Annotated in this window: 15 protein-coding genes and 1 tRNA gene; 10 read left to right on the forward strand and 6 right to left on the reverse strand. The window is 71.1% G+C overall.

The window, feature by feature from the left end; genetic code table 11:
• Nucleotides 1-3: 3 nt before the first annotated feature.
• From ACH4G3_RS29350 to ACH4G3_RS29365, 4 genes are all read right to left on the reverse strand, one after another.
• The gene (locus ACH4G3_RS29350; RefSeq protein WP_397627331.1) at nucleotides 4-891 is read right to left on the reverse strand and encodes a cellulose-binding protein; all 888 of its coding nucleotides are present in this window, start codon (nucleotides 889-891) and stop codon (nucleotides 4-6) included.
• A 142-nt stretch (nucleotides 892-1,033) separates the two neighbouring features.
• Nucleotides 1,034-1,495, reverse strand: coding sequence for a carboxymuconolactone decarboxylase family protein (locus ACH4G3_RS29355; RefSeq protein ID WP_397627332.1), 462 nt, complete (start codon nucleotides 1,493-1,495; stop codon nucleotides 1,034-1,036).
• A gap of 151 nt (nucleotides 1,496-1,646) precedes the next feature.
• The gene (locus ACH4G3_RS29360; RefSeq protein WP_397627333.1) at nucleotides 1,647-4,370 is read right to left on the reverse strand and encodes an SUKH-4 family immunity protein; all 2,724 of its coding nucleotides are present in this window, start codon (nucleotides 4,368-4,370) and stop codon (nucleotides 1,647-1,649) included.
• Nucleotides 4,371-4,378: 8 nt separating this feature from the next.
• The gene (locus ACH4G3_RS29365; RefSeq protein WP_397627334.1) at nucleotides 4,379-5,383 is read right to left on the reverse strand and encodes an SMI1/KNR4 family protein; all 1,005 of its coding nucleotides are present in this window, start codon (nucleotides 5,381-5,383) and stop codon (nucleotides 4,379-4,381) included.
• Nucleotides 5,384-5,770: 387 nt separating this feature from the next.
• Here ACH4G3_RS29365 and ACH4G3_RS29370 point away from each other — a divergent pair, with 387 nt between their 5' ends.
• Nucleotides 5,771-6,316, forward strand: coding sequence for a YwqJ-related putative deaminase (locus ACH4G3_RS29370; protein WP_397627335.1), 546 nt, complete (start codon nucleotides 5,771-5,773; stop codon nucleotides 6,314-6,316).
• Between the two features lie 91 nt (nucleotides 6,317-6,407).
• Nucleotides 6,408-6,902: an SUKH-3 domain-containing protein gene (locus ACH4G3_RS29375; RefSeq protein WP_397627336.1), complete on the forward strand. Its 495-nt coding sequence runs from the start codon at nucleotides 6,408-6,410 to the stop codon at nucleotides 6,900-6,902.
• A gap of 43 nt (nucleotides 6,903-6,945) precedes the next feature.
• Here the strand turns inward: ACH4G3_RS29375 and ACH4G3_RS29380 are convergent, their stop codons facing one another.
• Entirely contained in the window at nucleotides 6,946-8,244 is a 1,299-nt protein-coding gene (locus ACH4G3_RS29380) for a sensor histidine kinase (protein ID WP_397627337.1), read from the reverse strand.
• A 167-nt stretch (nucleotides 8,245-8,411) separates the two neighbouring features.
• Here ACH4G3_RS29380 and ACH4G3_RS29385 point away from each other — a divergent pair, with 167 nt between their 5' ends.
• The 8 genes from ACH4G3_RS29385 (at nucleotide 8,412) to ACH4G3_RS29420 (ending at nucleotide 14,925) form a co-directional block, all read left to right on the forward strand.
• Nucleotides 8,412-9,284 carry a hypothetical protein gene (locus ACH4G3_RS29385; protein ID WP_397627338.1) on the forward strand — a complete coding sequence of 291 codons (873 nt, stop codon included), beginning with the start codon at nucleotides 8,412-8,414 and terminating at the stop codon, nucleotides 9,282-9,284.
• Between the two features lie 6 nt (nucleotides 9,285-9,290).
• A tRNA-Gln gene (locus ACH4G3_RS29390) sits at nucleotides 9,291-9,361 on the forward strand.
• 115 nt (nucleotides 9,362-9,476) lie between these two features.
• A complete protein-coding gene (glmU, locus tag ACH4G3_RS29395; RefSeq protein WP_397627339.1) occupies nucleotides 9,477-10,922 on the forward strand; it encodes a bifunctional UDP-N-acetylglucosamine diphosphorylase/glucosamine-1-phosphate N-acetyltransferase GlmU in 1,446 nt (481 codons plus the stop codon).
• A 136-nt stretch (nucleotides 10,923-11,058) separates the two neighbouring features.
• Nucleotides 11,059-12,039 carry a ribose-phosphate diphosphokinase gene (locus ACH4G3_RS29400; RefSeq protein ID WP_020271633.1) on the forward strand — a complete coding sequence of 327 codons (981 nt, stop codon included), beginning with the start codon at nucleotides 11,059-11,061 and terminating at the stop codon, nucleotides 12,037-12,039.
• A 195-nt stretch (nucleotides 12,040-12,234) separates the two neighbouring features.
• Nucleotides 12,235-12,831, forward strand: coding sequence for a 50S ribosomal protein L25/general stress protein Ctc (locus ACH4G3_RS29405; protein ID WP_397627340.1), 597 nt, complete (start codon nucleotides 12,235-12,237; stop codon nucleotides 12,829-12,831).
• Nucleotides 12,832-12,900: 69 nt separating this feature from the next.
• On the forward strand, nucleotides 12,901-13,503 hold the full coding sequence (gene pth, locus ACH4G3_RS29410; RefSeq protein ID WP_397627341.1) for an aminoacyl-tRNA hydrolase: 603 nt from the start codon (nucleotides 12,901-12,903) through the stop codon (nucleotides 13,501-13,503).
• Between the two features lie 42 nt (nucleotides 13,504-13,545).
• Entirely contained in the window at nucleotides 13,546-14,049 is a 504-nt protein-coding gene (locus ACH4G3_RS29415; RefSeq protein ID WP_397627342.1) for a hypothetical protein, read from the forward strand.
• A gap of 183 nt (nucleotides 14,050-14,232) precedes the next feature.
• Nucleotides 14,233-14,925: an LPXTG cell wall anchor domain-containing protein gene (locus tag ACH4G3_RS29420; protein ID WP_397627343.1), complete on the forward strand. Its 693-nt coding sequence runs from the start codon at nucleotides 14,233-14,235 to the stop codon at nucleotides 14,923-14,925.
• Nucleotides 14,926-14,991: 66 nt separating this feature from the next.
• On the opposite strand, the gene ppc is transcribed toward ACH4G3_RS29420, so the two are convergent.
• A complete protein-coding gene (gene ppc, locus ACH4G3_RS29425) occupies nucleotides 14,992-17,724 on the reverse strand; it encodes a phosphoenolpyruvate carboxylase (protein WP_397627344.1) in 2,733 nt (910 codons plus the stop codon).
• Nucleotides 17,725-17,928 lie beyond the last annotated feature (204 nt).

Here is a 17,928-nt window from a genome sequence, read left to right on the forward strand (position 1 = left end):
GTGTCACTCCGCCGTCGCCCTCCCCGCCCACGCAGTCAGGCTGGCGTGTACGCGGTCGATGTGTGCCCGCACGTCGTCCGCGCGCTCGGCGTTCTCGCGCAGCACTCGCTGTGTCTCCTGTTCCACGGACTCCGCTTGGGCGCGGGCCTCGGCGAGCAGCTCGGCGGCGCGCGCGGCTGCCTCTTCCTGCCGGTGCCGGGCGGAGTCGTCGGCGTCGGCGAAGGCCTGCTCCGCCTCGGTCAGCGCCTCCTCGGCGCGGGTCACCGCTTCCGCGTGGCGGGCATCGAGCGCGGCCGCCCGGGCGGCCTCCTCCTCGTCCGACTCAGCCCACCGCTCGGCGTGTTCCTTGGCCTGTTCGGCCGCCGTCCCGGAAGTGCGCCGCCGCATCTCCCGCAACGCGGCCAGCGCCTCGCCCCGCTGCTCCTTCGCCTCACGGCCGGCCGCGCCCCGGATCTCGTCGGCCTCGGCGCGCGCCGCGAGCAACCGCTGCCGGGCACGTTCGTCGCCGTCGGCGCGTACGCCATCGGCGTACGCCTGCGCGGACTCGCGCACGCCGGCCGCGGACGCGCACGCCTCGTCCACAAGGTCCCGCGCCTCCCGCCGCGCCCCCTCCCGCACGGCCGCCGCTTCCTCCTGGCCGAGTTCGAAGAGCCGCCGCGCCCGCTCCCCGAGCGACTCGTAGTTCTGCGGGACCAGCCGCGCGACGGCCTCCCGCAGCCGCTCCAGTTCCGCGTCCATCTGCCGGGCGAGCACCGTCAGCCGGGCGGCCCTCTCCCAGGCCGCGTCACGGTCGTCGGAGAGGGCCTCGGCGTACTCGTCGACCTGCTCGGGACGGTAACCACGTCCCCGCACGGCCTGGAAGCCGTGCGGGGACGCCGATGCGCTGCTCATGCTGGGGCCCCTCTCCACCACGCCGACGCGCGATCGAGCACGAAACGGGATGATTCGCGCACATCTTGGTGGATCAGACGGAAGCGCTCCTAACACGACACTCCGCACAGAGGCCCCGGGCCCCGGCCCGGCCGTACGGCCGTCAGCCCCATGTGGTGCCCGCGGGCTCCTTGATGGTCGTGTTGATGCGGTTGAACATGTTCGTGACCGAGACGGTGAGGATCAGCGCCGAGAGCTCCTTCTCGTCGAAGTGGTCGGCCACCTCGTCCCACAGCGCGTCCGGAACCGACTCCTCCGACAGATCCGAGAGCCGCGTCATCGCCTCCGTCAGCTTCAGCGCGGCGCGCTCGGCGTCCGAGAAGAACGGCGCGTGCCGCCAGGCCGCGACGGCCCCGATGCGCTCCTCGCTCACCCCCGCCTTGCGCAGGTTGGCGGTGTGCCCGTGCACACACGCACCGCAGCCGTTGATCTGACTGGCCCGCAGCCCGACGATCTCCGCCACGTCCTGCCGGAGGCCCCCCTCGCCGATCGCCTGGAAGAGGGTGCCGATGCCCTTCATCGCACCGGGAAGGACGTACGCCGGGTTGGTCATCCGTGCCTGCATGATCTCTGCCTCCTGCGTCGGCGGTGAATCGCTGTCACCGCACTGACGGAACGGCGAAGGAAGATGTGACAGCCCGGCACGAAAAAGCCGGGCCCGGCGGCCTCACGACCGACCCGGACCCGGCTCCTCAGGACACGTCAGCGGCGGCGCGTCACAGCAGCCCGTCCCACATCTGCTCCAGCAGCACCGACCACCAGCTCTCCGGCGACCCGAGAGCCGCCGGGTCGAGCGCGGCCAGCTGCGCCTGGAAGTCGACGGTCCAGCGGCCCGCCTGCTCCTGGTTCAGACCGAACCTGAGCCGCCACATCCGCCCGAGCAGCGCCAGGCAGCGCGCGAACTCCGGCAGCCCGGTGTTCACGAACTGCGGCGGCACGGGTGCCCCGCCCGGCCCCGCCTCCACCGGCACCGCGACGATGTTCGCCGTGCCGTACTGCACGCAGATCGCCTTGCCGAAGTCGCTGCCCATCACCAGGTAGGAGCCCGCGTCCGGGGCCGGCTGCACACCGCGCTCGGCCGCCAGCTCCGCCAGCGTCGGCACGGGCCGGCCCGGCTGCGCCTGCGCCCAGAAGAAGGGGCCCATGTCCATCGGCAGGCCCGCTGCCACCAGCGTGTGCGCCACGACCGGCGGCACGCCCTGCCGGGACACGGCGGCCTGCTCGAACCGGAACACCCCCGGCCCGAACGCCGCACCCAGCTCCTGCGCGATGCCCTCCGGCGGAATCGGCGGCACCGCCTGCACCGGCGGCAACGGCGCCCGCACCGGGGCCGGACGCGCCGGACCGTCCGCGACCTGGTGCAACTCGCCCTGGTGGGCCAGCAGTTGCTGCATACCCTGCTGCCGGCTCGCGTGGTCCGTACCGTACGGCGCGATGCTCGTGATCCGCGCCTGCGGCCACTGCTCCCGGATCATCCGCGCGCAGTACGCACCCGGCAGCTCGCACGACTCCAGCTCGGTGTGGAGCTCCAGCACCTGGTCCGGCGGCACGTTCATGGCCCGCAGCTCGTGGAAGATCTGCCACTCCGGGTGCGGCGTACCCGGCGCCGAACGCCGGATCAGTTGCTGCTCGGAACCGTCCTGCGCGCGGTAGCGCAGCACGGCCTGGTAGCCGGGGCCGACCGTCGGCTGCCCGGTGGGCTGCTGCGGATAGCCGTACGCCGGAGGCTGACCGGGGGCGGGCTGACCGGGCGGCGGCATCGCGCCGGGCGGCATCCCACCCGGGGGCATCCCACCCGGGGCCATCCCACCGGGCGGCATCGCACCCGGCATGGCGCCGGGCGGCGGCATCGGCGGCGCACCGGGTCCGCCAGGAGCGCCCTGGGCACCCGGGGCAGCGGGTGGTGCGCCCGGGGCCTGCGGCGGCGGAGGCACGCCGGGGCCGCCCGCCGGAGGCGTGGCCAGCATGGTCTCCGCGTGGTGCACGGGACCCGGGCCGCCGGGAACACCCGGGGCGCCGGGAGGCTGGGGGTTTCCCGGCGCACCAGGTGCGCCCGGAGGAGCCGGAGGAGCCGGAGGTCCCGGAGGCTGCGGTGCCCCCGGGCCCACCCGGCCGGGATCGGCGAGCATCGTCGCGGCATGGTGGACACCACCAGGAGGCGTACCACCGGGAGCGCCGGGCGGATTCGGAGCGCCCGGAGGTCGCGGCGCACCCGGCTGGTTCGGCGCACCAGGCGGATTCGGCGCACCAGGCGGGTTCGGCGCACCGGGAGGACCAGGCGGCTGCTGGGGAGGCAACGGCGCACCCGCGCCCTCGCCGCCCGGGCTTCCAGGCCCCCCGGGCCCCTCCGGCCCGAGCGCCGACACAAGCTGCGTAGGCACGTAACCACCCGCCGGAGTACCCGGCGCCCCGGGCCCCGACGGCGCAGGCGTACCGCCCGGCCGCGCACCCGGCATCCCGGGGGCGCCCGGCGGAGGCGGCGTCGTCGGCCCCCGTCCACGACCCGGCGGCGGAGTCGCCTTGCTGGTCGCGGCGTCCGCGATGTCCCCGGCGTTCGGCGCGAGCGGCCGCTCGGGCGCGCCCGGCCCGGCCGGCGGCTGCGGCACACCACCGGGCGGCGTACCCGGCACACCCGGAGCCGGAGCAGCACCGGGAGCCGGAGCAGCACCCGCCCCCGCAGCCCCCCGCGCGTGCGGATCGTCGATCGCCGGTGACACCGCCGTCGGCGGAAGCCCGCTGCCGCCCGACATCAGCGTCGTCTTGGCGTCGGGCGTCGGCGGAGGCGGCGTGTCGGCGTCAGTCTCGCTCAGCGGCGGCGCGAAGACCGTCGCGGGCAGCGGTACGGAACGGTCGTCACCGGCATCGCCGTTGGTGTCCGTACCGGCCCAGGGCGTAGCCCCGGCAGGCGCACCCGGCGCACCTGTCGCCGATCCCGCCCCGGAGTCACTCCCCGAGTCGCTCCCCACGGCAGCAGGCCACGCGGCACCGGAAACGGAACCACCAGCACCGGCAGAAGCCGACGCGGCACCCGCACCCGCCTGCGTACCCGCCCCCCGCCGATCCGGAATCCCCAGCTTGTCCGCCGCGTCCTGCAACCACTCCGGCGGAGTCAGCAGGAAGGACGTCTGGTTCAGATCCACCCGGGCCGCGGGAGCCGGAGCCGGCTCCTCCGCCATGTCCGAACGGCCGTACTCCTCCTCGTACCGGCGGATCACCTCACCCACCGGCAGCCCGGGCCACAGCGTCGCCTCACCGCTGTCCCGCGCGATCACCAGCCGCTGCGCACCACCGTCCGACCGCGGCCCGTCCGCCCGGTCCTCGGCCCACACCACGAACCCGAGGTCGAACTCCCGCACCCGCACCTCACGATGCTGGTACGACGGCACGTCCCCGTTGATCCACTCTTCCGCGCGCTCCTGCGCCTGCGCGAAGGTCACCATCGCTGAAGTCACTCCCCCACGGCCGAGGACGACACCGCACCCACCGGCACCACACGCGCGAACCCGCCGTCCACCATCAGATTCGCCACCGTCTCCAACTCCGGCGGATTACCGGCCAGCCGCGACAGGAAGACGTCGAAGTCGTCCCCGCACGGCAGCAACAGCCGCTCCACCCGCTCCGCCGGCGGCAGCGACGGATCCACGTCCCGGGCGTCGTCGTACGCGCAGAACCACACCGAACCGATCCGCTCGCCCTTCACCTTCACGGCCAGCAGCCCGCCCTGGACGAACCCGACACACAGGTAGTCCTTGGTCAGATGGTCACGCAGACACTTGTTGACGTACACCAGGTCGTTGACGGCCGCCTCGTCCCGCACCGTGAAGAACGGCTGGTCGATCAGCAGCCCCAGCTCCGCGTCCAGCGCGGCACCCACCGGCGCACAGCCCCCCGCCGCCTTCAGGAACGACCGGTACGGCCCCGGCAGCCGGTAGCCGAGGTCCTCCTCGGCCCCCTGCACCTGCGACTCCGTCACCGCCACGCCCGACTTCGGCAGCCCGAAGTGCGCCGGACGCGTCTCCTGCAACGGCCGCGTGCCCCGCTTGGACTGGTCGACACCCGACGTCGCCACACCGCCGTGGTGCCGCAGCAACGCCTTCACCTCGACCGGGACCAGCTCCAGCCGCCGCGTGCCCACCGCGTGGTGCCACGTCCAGCCGTGCGGCGTCGCCACCGCCGGCACCGTGTCCCACAGCTCGTGCCCGGACGCCGCCAGCGCCATGTTCGCCGACACGTAGTCCGTCAGCCGCAACTCGTCGACGCCGAACCCCTCCGGCGGCTCCGCGATCTCCGCGGCCGCACGCGCGTAAGGCGAGAAGTCGGGGTAACCACCCTCGTCGACCCGTACCCCTCTCGGGTGACGCGCCGCCCGGACCGGATCCGGGAAATGCACGACCTGCCCGGCGTAGGCCGCGTTCGGCGGCGCGGCTTGCTGCCCGAGCCGACCTGTCGTCATGGCGGTTGCCCCCTGCGGCACTCTGTACGACCCGTATTCACCACCTCTGGCGCACTACGGCCCGTATCGACTGTCACGTCTTCTGTCTCAACTGCTGTGCACCTCGATGCACGTCACCGCACGCGCCCACCTCACGGATCACCCTCCGGTTCACTGCATCGATCTCCGAACGGATCACCGCATCGCCCGCGGTGCCGACAGCCTATGCGGTACGACGACACCGGTCACCGGCACCGGTCGGCGGCCCCTCCCCATCCGTGACCAGCCGTCACCCCACCGTGACGGCACGCCCCGGTACGGGCGTGTCACCGCGCCCCAGCTTCCGCAGCAGCCACGCCATTTGGCAGTCTGTGACCCCCGGGGGGATGCACGGAGGGGAATACGATCATGAACGCGACACAGACGGGACCACACACCGGCAGGTCAGCCGACCCGCGAAACGGCGACCCGCGAGGCGGCGACCCCCGCATCGGCTGGAGCGCCACCGAAGCGACCCACGCCCCCGTCCTCCACCACCGCCGCGACGGCATCCTCCCCACCGTCGCCGCCGCCCTCTCCGTCCGCGGCGCCACCCTCACCGGCACCGCCGCCCGCGGCGACACACCCCCCGCCCTGCACCCCCTCGTCCAGGACTTCCTGGACACCCTCACCAGCGCCCAGCGCGACCGCTTCACCGGCCGCTGCGCCGAGACCATCCTCATCTCCCGCCACATCGCCGCCGCCGACGCCGCCCGCAGCAAACGCGCCGCCCGCAAACCCATGACCAACGGCGAGGCCCGCAAAGCCCTCAAGCAGGCCAAACTCACCGCCCGCCGCATCCGCGAGGACGGCGACCCCCTCCACGGCAGCTTCGCCACCCCCTGCCGCGCCTGCACCGCGCTCAGCGCCCACTTCGGCGTACGCATAGTCGACCCGGCCGCCACGACCGGCTGACGCGCCCACACCCCCACGCACACCGAAAGCACCACACCGCACCACGGCACCCCCCGCACGCCACCCATGACCTCGACGAGACGAAGGGCAGATGCACACCGACCGCACGTCCACCACCCGCTTCGCCGTACAAGTCGACGCCGCCCTGCGCGCCGCCGGCTGGCAACCCGGACGCTGGGACATCAAACAGGCCGAGATCTGGGCGGACGCCCTGCGCGACCACGTCTCACCCGCCGGCCACCGCCACACCGTCTTCCCCGCGGCCGTCGAAGCCTGGGCCGAATTCGGCGGACTCCACATCACCCCCACCGGCCCCGGCCGCCAGGTCGCCCCCGCCACCCTCCACCTCGACCCGCTGCACGGCCTCCACATGGCCCGCACCCTCGGCGACCTCGGCCGCGCCCTCGGCACCGAGGTCTGCCCCCTCGGCGCCGAAACCGACAGCCAGGCCCTCCTCGCCATCGACACCGAAGGCCGCGTCTACACCCTCGACCACACCGGCGACTGGTACCTCGGCCCCGGCATCGACCAAGCCCTGTCCACCCTCATCGCCGGCACGGAACCGACCCGCCTGACAACGGGCTGACCAGAGCGACAGGAGACAGCCACCAACCCCCCAACCGCGGGGACTACGACGCCGGAATCACCGCGGACACCCGAAAACCCCCCGCGTCCGTCGGCCCGGACACGAACACCCCGCCCAGCGCGGCAACCCGCTCCTTCATCCCCACCAGCCCGTTCCCCCCGGACGGCAACCGCGCCGACGACGCCGCCGCCTCGGGCGGCTCGTTCTCCACCTGCATCGCGATCTCCGACACCCGATGCGCCAGCCGCACATACGTCTTCGCCCCGGCCGCGTGCTTGTGGACGTTCGTCAACGCCTCCTGCACCACCCGGTACGCCGTCTGCTCCACCTCCGGCGCATACGACCGGGCATCCCCCTCCACCGTCAGATCGACCACCATCCCCGCGGCGGCCGACTGCCCGACCAGCTCCTCGATCTCCGCCAGACACGGCCCCTCGTCATCGGCGGCCCGCGAAGCCGCCGCCGCGGCAGCCACCCCCACCGCCGCCAGCGGCACCGAGGCGGCACGCTCACGCCGCGCATCCCCACCGCTGCGCAGCACACCCAGCATCTCCCGCAACTCGGTCAGCGCCTGCCGCCCCATGTCCCCCACGAGCGCGGCGTTCCTGACGGCCTTCTCGGGATCCTTCCGCGCCACGGCCTGAAGCGCGGCGGCATGCACGACCATCAGGCTCACCCGGTGCGCGACGACGTCGTGCATCTCCCGGGCGATCCGCGTCCGCTCCTCGTTCCGGGCCCACTCGGCCCGCTCCTCCGCCCGCTCCGCGAGCAGCTGAAGCTCCCGCTCCAGACTGTCCGCCCGCTCCCGCAGGCTCTCCATCAGCCGGCGGCGGGCCCCCACGTACAGACCGAGCAGCACCGGGGGCGCCGTGAAGCCCAGCGACATCGTGATCGCCGCGAAGGGCACGAACCAGTGCCCCAGGTCCAGATCGCCCCGCACCATGTCCTGCCGCGTCTTCACGAACGTCACGATGAGCGTCCCCACCAGCGACATTCCCGCCAGCGAGCCGATGATCCGCCGGGGCAGCTCGGCCGCGGCCAGGGTGTAGAGGCCGACGACGCCCATCAGGAAACCCATCTGGGCGGGCGTGATGGCGATCGAGACCAGGACGACGGCGATCGGCCAGCGCCGCCGCACGAGCAGCACGGACCCGGCCAGCAGGCCGAAAACGACCCCCGCGGCCACCGGGACCCCCGCGTCCCTGGCGAACGGGACCCCCTCCAGCCCGCACTCCAGCGCGGACACCACCGCCAGACTCACATCGAACACGGCACTACGCCGCCTGGCCCACCACCACGGCCCTCCCCGGGCCGTCACATGGTCTTCCCCCGTCGCGGTCATGCCTCCAGCCTACGGGCGGCCCCCGCCGGTTTTCCGGCGAGTTTCCCGGACTGGCCTACACCACACTCCGTGACCGTTCGGCTGCGATACGGCCCGAAATCCCTCGAACTGCTGAATCGCACACCGTTCGACCCCGGAGCCCTCCATTCCGCCCGGACGGTATGCGTATGACACATGCCACCGGCAAATACACCGACTTCGAGGGACTGCGGGAACGGGCAGTGGCGCTGCGCCGAGCAGGGCTGAGCCGACGCCAGATCCGCGACCGACTGCACGTCGACAACAACGACATCCTCAACCGCCTGCTGGAGGGCGAGCCGCCGCCGGAATGGACGAAGCGCCCGAACGCGAAGGACGACCTCCGCGAGAGGGCGAGGGAGCTCCGCCTCCAGGGCTGGACGTACGACCAGATCCAGATGGAGCTGGGTTGCTCGAAGAGTTCGATCTCGCTGTGGGTACGGGATCTCCCGAAGCCGGAGCGTCGCGACCCCGCGGAACAAGCGAAGCTGGCAGCACAGAAGCGCTGGGAGCGCGAACTGGCAGTTCGGGACGAGGAGCGGCAACGGACCAAGAGGGCTGCGGCGCAGGAGATCGGCGAGCTGTCAGCGCGCGACCTGTTCATGGCCGGCGTGGCCCTCTATTGGGCCGAGGGCGCGAAGGACAAGCCCTACGCACGACGAGAGAACGTCCTCTTCGTGAACAGCGACCCCGGAGTGATCCAGCTCTACCTCGCCTGGCTGAACTTGCTGGGCGTCGAGCGTGACCGCCTGCGGTACCGCGTCATGATCCACGCGACGGCAGACATCGAGGGTGCCGAGCGCTTCTGGGCCAACACGGTGGGCGTCGACGTCTCCACCTTCCAAAAGACGACGATCAAGAAGCACAACCCGAAGACCGTTCGCAAGAACGTGGGCGAGGACTATAGGGGCTGTCTCGTGATCCGCGTTTCCCAGGGAACCGAGTTGTACCGTCGCATCGAGGGCTGGTGGTACGGCATAGTAGGAGCTGTCCTTCCGGGCGATCATTCGAACCGGACATAAGGGCGATCCCGGGTCGTCTAAGGGCAAGACGGTGTCTTTTGGTGTCACTTATGGGGGTTCGAGTCCTCCCCCGGGAGCCCCGGTAGATGCGGGCCCTGACAGTCACGTCAGGGCCCGCGCCCATGTCCCCCACAAAACCCCCCGGTATCCTGCGGATGTCACCCCACCCCATCCACAGCCGAAGGGCATCCCGTGAGCGCCAACCGCCCGGCAGCCGTCGTCGTTCTCGCAGCGGGTGAGGGCACCCGTATGAAGTCGGCCACACCCAAGGTCCTGCACGAGCTCTGCGGCCGCAGTCTCGTGGGACACGTGCTCGCCGCCGCCGGCGAGCTGCACCCCGAGAACCTGGTCGTCGTGGTCGGCCACGCCCGTGAGAAGGTCACCGCCCATCTCGGCGAGATCGCCCCGGACGTCCGCACGGCGGTACAGGCGGAGCAGAACGGCACGGGGCACGCCGTACGGATGGGGCTGGAGGCGCTCGGCGGGTCCGTCGACGGGACGGTCGTCGTCGTGTGCGGGGACACCCCCCTGCTCACCGGCGAGACGCTGCGGGCCCTCTCCGCGACTCACACTGAGGACGGCAACGCGGTCACCGTGCTGACCGCCGAGGTGCCGGACGCGACCGGCTACGGCCGGATCGTGCGGGACGACTCGGGTGCCGTGACGGCGATCGTGGAGCACAAGGACGCCACCGACGCGCAGCGGTCGATCCGGGAGATCAACTCGGGTGTGTTCGCGTTCGACGGGCAGCTGCTGGCCGACGCGCTGAAGAGGGTGCGGACGGACAACAGTCAGGGCGAGGAGTACCTGACGGACGTCCTGGGGATCCTGCGTGAGGCCGGGCACCGGGTCGGGGCGTCCGTGGCGGGTGACCACCGTGAGATCGCCGGCATCAACAACCGTGTGCAGTTGTCGGAGGCCCGTCGCATTCTCAACGACCGGCTGCTCACCGAGGCCATGCTGTCCGGTGTGACGGTGATCGACCCGGCGAGCACGTGGATCGACGTCACGGTGACGTTCGAGCAGGACGCCGTGGTGCACCCGGGCACGCAGCTGCACGGGTCGACCCATCTCGGGGAGGGCGCGGAGGTCGGGCCCAACTGCCGGCTGACCGATACCCGTGTCGGTGCCGGTGCGCGTGTCGACAACACCGTTGCCGTGGGTGCGGAGGTGGGGCCGGAGGCGTCGGTCGGGCCGTTCGCGTATCTGCGTCCGGGGACGCGGCTCGGCACCAGGGGCAAGATCGGGACGTACGTCGAGACGAAGAACGCGTCGATCGGGGAGGGGACGAAGGTGCCCCATCTCTCGTATGTCGGTGACGCGACGATCGGTGAGTACTCCAACATCGGTGCCGCGAGCGTGTTCGTGAACTACGACGGTCAGGAGAAGCATCACACGACCGTCGGTTCGCATTGCCGTACCGGCTCGGACAACATGTTTGTGGCGCCTGTCACGGTCGGGGACGGCGCGTACACCGCTGCGGGGTCCGTGATCACCAAGGATGTGCCGCCCGGTTCGCTGGCCGTGGCCCGTGGTCAGCAGCGGAATATCGAGGGTTGGGTGGCTCGGAAGCGTCCGGGGAGCGCGGCCGCGAAGGCGGCCGAGGCGGCTTCCCGGGGGTCGGCCGAGGAGGGGTGACCGGAAACCGGTGCCTCAAACACGGCGTACGGTGATAAGTGCATACCCGCACCCCCATCAGCTGAGACGGCCTCTCGCAAGCCGGCTGAGAGGTCTCTCGAAACCCCAGCTGCGACACCTCTGAGGAGACAGTGCTGTGACCGGGATCAAGACGACCGGCGAGAAGAAGTTGATGTTCTTCTCCGGCCGCGCCCACCCCGAGCTTGCCGAGGAGGTCGCCCAGCAGTTGGGTGTCGGGGTTGTCCCGACGAAGGCCTTCGACTTCGCGAACGGCGAGATCTATGTGCGTTATCAGGAGTCGGCACGTGGTGCCGACTGCTTCCTGATCCAGAGCCATACGGCTCCGATCAACAAGTGGATCATGGAGCAGTTGATCATGATCGATGCGCTGAAGCGCGCGTCGGCCCGCTCCATCACCGTCATCGTGCCGTTCTACGGTTACGCGCGGCAGGACAAGAAGCACCGGGGACGTGAACCGATTTCGGCGCGTCTGATCGCGGACATGATGAAGACCGCGGGTGCGGACCGGCTGCTGACCGTGGATCTGCACACGGACCAGATCCAGGGCTTCTTCGACGGTCCGGTGGACCATCTGTTCGCGCTGCCGCTGCTGGCGGACTACGTGGGCCGGAAGGTGGACCGGGAGAAGCTGACGGTGGTGTCTCCGGACGCGGGCCGGGTGCGGGTCGCGGACCGCTGGTGCGACCGGCTGGGTGCGCCGCTGGCGATCGTGCACAAGCGCCGGGACAAGGACGTGGCGAACCAGGTCACCGTCCACGAGGTCGTGGGTGAGGTGAAGGGTCGCGTGTGTGTCCTGGTGGACGACATGATCGACACGGGCGGGACGATCTGTGCCGCGGCGGACGCGCTGTTCGCGCACGGTGCGGAGGACGTGATCGTGACGGCGACGCACGGTGTGCTGTCGGGTCCGGCGGCGGACCGGCTGAAGAACTCGCGGGTGAGTGAGTTCGTGTTCACGAACACGCTGCCGACGCCGGGTGAGCTGAGTGCGGACCTGGACAAGATCTCGGTGCTGTCGATCGCGCCGACGATCGCGAGTGCGGTGCGTGAGGTGTTCGAGGACGGTTCGGTGACGAGCCTGTTCGACGAGCAGTAGGAGCCCCTGGTCGGGCTGCTGTAGATCGTTTTGGGTGCGGCCTCCCTCGCCGAGTAGACTGCTGAAGTTGCTCGGCGAGGGAGGCCGTACCGCTTCTTCTGGAAGCTTGTGCGGCTGTCCGTTATCGACGCGCTCTTCGTAGCAGGCCGTTCGTGGCCGGGTGACCACGTCCGTTTCTGACTTCGAGGAGTGAGTATGTCCGAGGTGAAGATCTCCGCCGCGACGCGCACCGAGTTCGGCAAGGGTGCCGCGCGCCGTATCCGTCGTGAAGACAAGGTTCCGGGTGTCCTGTACGGGCACGGTTCGGACCCGCTGCACCTGACCCTGCCGGGTCACGACCTGCTGATGGCGCTGCGTACGCCGAACGTGCTGATCGCGCTGGACATCGACGGCAAGCAGAACGAGCTGGCGATTCCGAAGGCCGTGCAGCGTGACCCGCTGAAGGGTTTCCTGGAGCACGTGGACCTGCAGCTGGTGAAGCGTGGCGAGCAGGTCAACGTCGAGATCTACGTGCACACCGAGGGTGAGCTGGCCCCGGGCGGCAACCTGCTGGAGCACGTGCTGAACGCGCTGCCGGTGGTGGCCGAGGCGACGCACATCCCGGAGTCCGTGACGGTCTCCGTCGAGGGTCTGACGGCCGGTGACTCCGTCCTCGCCAAGGACATCCCGCTGCCGAAGGGCACGACGCTGGACGTCGACGGGGACACCGTCGTCCTGCAGGTGCTGGCCGCGCAGGCCGAGGAGGCCCCGGAGGGCGAGGAGTCGGCCGAGGGCGAGACCGCCGAGGCCTGATCCTCTTCGTCGTCGTTTCGTCGGCCGCTGTTCCCGTGCGGGGCAGCGGCCGACGCGTATGAAGGAGACATGGACGTGACGACCGATGCGGCCGCTCCGTGGCTGATCGTGGGGCTGGGCAATCCGGGGCCGGAGTATGCGGGGAACCGGCACAACGTGGGTTTCATGGTGGCCGATCTGCTGGCGGACCGGGTTGGGGGGAGGTTCAAGCGGGCCGGGAAGGCGCAGGCGCAGGTCGTCGAGGGGCGGATCGGGCCGCCGGGGCCGATGAGCCGGCGGGTGATTCTGGCGAAGCCGATGTCGTACATGAATCTGTCGGGCGGGCCGGTGAACGCGCTGCGGGATTTCTACAAGGTGCCGGTGGCCCATGTGGTGGCGATTCATGACGAGTTGGACATCGATTACGGGACGTTGCGGTTGAAGCTGGGCGGCGGGGACAACGGGCACAACGGGTTGAAGTCGATGACGAAGGCGTTCGGGGCGGATTATCACCGGGTGCGGTTCGGGATCGGCCGGCCGCCGGGGCGGATGCCGGTGGCGGACTTCGTGCTGCGGGACTTCTCGTCGGCGGAGCGCAAGGAGCTGGACTACTTCGTGGACCGGGCGGCGGACGCGGTGGAGTGTCTGGTGATCGAGGGGCTGGAGCGGGCGCAAAGCACGTACAACTCCTGACTTGTCGCCCGCGGGAGTTGACCGGCCGTGCGGGTATGGCCAATGATCCCGGCCATGCCTGCCTCTGCCGTCGCCACTCGTCAGAGCACCCATGCCGTGCTGAGGTTCGGTCGGTTCGCGGCGATGGGTACGGTCGCGGCGCTGATCCTGATCGCGGGTGTGTGGGCGTCGTGGGGTACGGCGCAGCACGTGATGCTGACGAAGGGCCGGGAGCGCGGCACGGTGGATGTGGTGCGGTGCGGGCCGGAGACGTGCACGGGCCGGTATGCGCCGCTGTCGGAGGGTTCGCAGCCGCGGTCGAAGGTGGTTCTGGAGAAGTCGGTCGCGGTGCAGAAGGGCCGGACCTACACGGTGGTCATGAAGCCCGGCAGCGATGACGCGGTGCGCTCGGGTCCGGCCGGGGTGCTGTACGCGTGGATTCCGCTGGGTGGTGCGCTGTTGCTGGCGTCGGTGGTGGTGGCGGGCGGTCTGCTGCGTACGCGGGCGGCGTGGGTGATGGCGTTGTCGGGCGTGGCGTTGCTGACGGCGGCTTTCGTGACCGTCTGAGTGTCTGACTGAGTGACTGCCTGAGTGACCGTCTGAGTGACTGTCTGAGGGGTTCCGGCGTTCTCCCCTTCTGTGGGGGGACGTGCGTTGTGCTTTCGTGCTTGACGGGCCCTTGGCGAGGCTGGAAGCTGAGCCGCCCCCTCCACATCTTCCCGGTCACTTCACGAAGATGGACGAACCTCGATGCGAACCCTCATGCGCGCCGGTGCTGTCGGCGCCGCCGCTTCCGCGGTCCTCCTGCTCGCTCCGGCCGCCCACGCGACCCCTCCTGGTGACAACGGCACGGTCAAGATCCACGACGCCTCGACGGGCGAGGAGCTGCGCCGCAACGAGCCGCATGTGTGCACGTTCTACCTGGACGCCTTCGGTTTCGACGGCGTCCAGGAGGTCGACTGGCACATCAACGCGATCCCCCCGAGCGAGAACAAGGGGGAGACGGTGAAGTCCGGCGCGCTCACGCTGGACGACCAGGGCCACGGCCGTACGGAGGACCTGTCGCTGCCCGACGGGCACTACAAGCTGTTCTGGAACTTCGACGGCGAGAAGGGTGCCGCCAAGCACAAGGTGTTCTGGACTGACTGCGAGGACGAGCAGGAGCCGGGCGGTTCGACGCCGTCCGGGACGGCTTCGCCGACGCCCTCGGCCGGGGCGTCCGAGGCGCCGTCGGCGGAGCCGGGCACGTCGGCGTCCCCGGGTTCGCCGGCCGGCGGGAGTGCGCCCGCCTCCTCGTCGCCGTCGCCGCAGGGCGGTGCCGACGGTGATCTCGCCGAGACGGGCAACGGGGCGCCGGTGGGTCTGCTGTCGGGTGTGGCGGCGGTGCTGGTCGCGGGCGGTGGGTTCCTGGTGCTGCGTCGCCGGAAGCTCGGCCGCGGCTGACGCGGAACGCGACCGTGCCCCCGAGCCTGTACTGGCTCGGGGGCACGGTCGTGTCCGGGGAGCGGCTCAGCCGGTGTTGCGCAGGCCCGCCGCCACGCCGTTGACGGTGAGGAGCAGGGCGCGGGCGAGCAGCGGGTCGGGGGTTTCGCCCGCGGCCGCCGCGTCGCGCTGCCGCTTGAGCAGGGCGACCTGGAGGTAGGAGATGGGGTCGAGGTAGGCGTCGCGGATGGCGAAGGTCTGCTTGAGGACGGGTTCGGCGTCCAGCAGTTCGTTCTCACCGGTGACGCGGAGGACCTCGGCGACGGTCAGTTCGTGTTCGGCCTTGATGGTGTCGAAGACGTGCTTGAGCTCGTCGGGGACGAGGGTGTCGACGTAGTGCTGGGCGATCCGCAGGTCGGTCTTGGCCAGGGTCATCTCGACGTTGGAGATGAAGTTGCGGAAGAAGTGCCACTGCTGGTGCATCTCGTCGAGGACGGTGTCGAGGCCGGCTTCGCGCAGGGCCTTGAGGCCGGAGCCGACGCCGAACCAGCCGGGCACGATCTGCCGGGACTGGGTCCAGCCGAAGACCCACGGGATGGCGCGCAGACCGTCGAGCGAGACGCCGGAGCCGGGGCGGCGGGAGGGCCGGGAGCCCAGGTGCAGGTCGGCGAGCTGGTCCACCGGCGTCGACGCGAGGAAGTACGTCGGCAGGTCGGGGTCCTCGACGAGGCGGCGGTAGGCGGCGTGGGCGGCGTCGGAGACGACGTCCATGGCGGCGTCCCAGCGGGCGAGGGCCTCGGTGGACTGGCGGGGGGCGGTGTGCAGGGCGGAGGCCTGGAGGGTGGCCGCGACCGTGAGCTCCAGGTTCTCCCGGGCCAGGGACGGGATGAGGTACTTGTCGGAGATGACCTCGCCCTGCTCGGTCACCTTGATCTCGCCCTCCAGGGTGCCCCAGGGCTGGGCGAGGATGGCGTCGTGGGTGGGGCCGCCACCGCGGCCGACGGTGCCGCCGCGGCCGTGGAAGAGGCGCAGGCGGACGCCGTAGCGGTGGGCGACGTCGCGCAGGCGGCGCTGGGCGCGGTGGATCTCCCACTGGCTGGTGGTGATGCCGCCGAACTTGGAGGAGTCGGAGTAGCCGAGCATGACCTCCTGGACGTCGCCCCGCAGCGCGACGAGGCGCCGGTAGGACGGGTCGGAGAGCATGTCCTCCAGGATGGTGTCGGCGGCCTTGAGCTCGTCGGTGGTCTCCAGCAGCGGCACGATGCCGATCTTGGCCCAGCCGGCGTGCAGGTCGATCAGGCCGGCCTCGCGGGCGAGGACGGCGGCGGCGAAGACGTCGTCGGCGCCCTGGCACATGGAGATGATGTAGGACTCGATGACCTCGGGTCCGAAGACCTCCAGGGCCCGCTTGACGGTCTGGAAGACGCCGAGGGTCTTCTCGCCGGGCGCGTCGACGGGTGCCGGGGTGGGGGCGAGGGGCCGGCGGGACCTGAGCTCCTTCGCGAGGAGCTTGGCGCGGTAGTCGCGGGGCATGTCCGCGTACCGCCAGGACTCCTCACCGAGCCGGTCGAACAGCTGGCCGAGGGCGTGGTGGTGGGCGTCGGCGTGTTCGCGTACGTCCATGGTGGCGAGCTGGAGGCCGAAGGCGGCCAGGGTGCGGATGGTGCGGGCGAGGCGGCCGTCGGCGAAGAGGCCGCCGCGGTGCTCGCGCAGGGAGGTCTGGATGATCCGCAGGTCGCTGATCAGCTCGCCGGTGCCGAGGTAGTCGCGTCCGGGCACGTGCGAGGTGCCCTTGGCGAGGCGCTGCTTGGTGTTCTCCAGCTTCTGCCGGATGCAGGTGGCCTTGAGCCGGTAGGGCTCCTCGGCGTTGAGGCGCTTGTAGCGGGGGCTGATCTCGGGGAGGTTCTCCAGGTCGGCCTGGAGGGAGGTCAGCAGTTCCTCGGTGGCGCCGGCGTAGCGGATGGAGTTGGAGAGGAAGCCGCGGAGTTCGTCGATCGTCTCCAGCGCGTCGTTGATGCCGTGCTCGTGCTGGAGGATGAGGACGTCCCAGGTGACCTGGGGGGTGACGTTGGGGTTGCCGTCGCGGTCGCCGCCGATCCAGGTGCCGAAGGTGAGGGGGCGGGTGTCGTCGGGGAGCGTGACGCCGGCGCGCTCCAGCTCGGCGGTGAGGTCCTCCAGGACGTCGCCGACGGCGCCGGCGTGCAGTTCGTCGAGGTAGTAGATGGCGTTGCGGGCCTCGTCGGCGGGCTCGGGGCGCACGACGCGCAGTTCGTCGGTCTGCCAGACGAGGTCGATGTTCTCGGCCAGGCGGATGTCGAGGCGGCGCCGGTCCGACTCGATGACCGGGGTCTCCAGGAGGGCGGCGACGCGCCGGAGCTTGTTCAGGACCGACCGGCGTGCGGCCTCGGTCGGGTGGGCCGTGAACACGGGGCGGACGTTGAGGTTGCGGACCGTCTCGCGCAGGTGCTCGGGGTCGGCGTCCTTGAGCCGGTCGGCCGTACGGGCGAGCAGTCCGCCCTCGGCGGCGCGCCGGGCGCGCAGCTCGCGGCCGCGGTGTACCTGCTCGGTGACGTTGGCCAGGTGGAAGTAGGTGGAGAACGCGCGGACCAGCTTGGCCGCGGTGTCGAGTTCGGTGCCGCGCAGCAGCTCGGCGGCGGCCTCGCCGTCCTCACGGGTCAGGCGGCGGACCTTTTCGACGAGCTCCAGGAGCTCGGGACCCTCCTGCCGGACGAGCGTCTCTCCGAGGAGGTCACCCAGTCGGCGGATGTCGGCACGCAGCTCACTGCTCGTGGTCGTGGTCTGGTCGTCGGCACTGCTCACAGGTGCGGCTCCTTGCAGTGTTGAAGCTCGTCTGGGAGGGGGTACCCGGACGGCGTCTCGCGCGGCGGGCGCCGCATACGGGCCGGACATCCGGGAAGAAATCAGAGCGGACCGCGCTGTCCGACCGACTCCAGGATAGGTGTCGGCCGGGACGCGCAGGCTCTCGGGCTCTTGCCGCCGGGCGGCGCGCTGCCATACTTACGA

The organism is Streptomyces afghaniensis (genome assembly GCF_044327915.1).
Classification (GTDB): domain Bacteria; phylum Actinomycetota; class Actinomycetes; order Streptomycetales; family Streptomycetaceae; genus Streptomyces; species Streptomyces afghaniensis.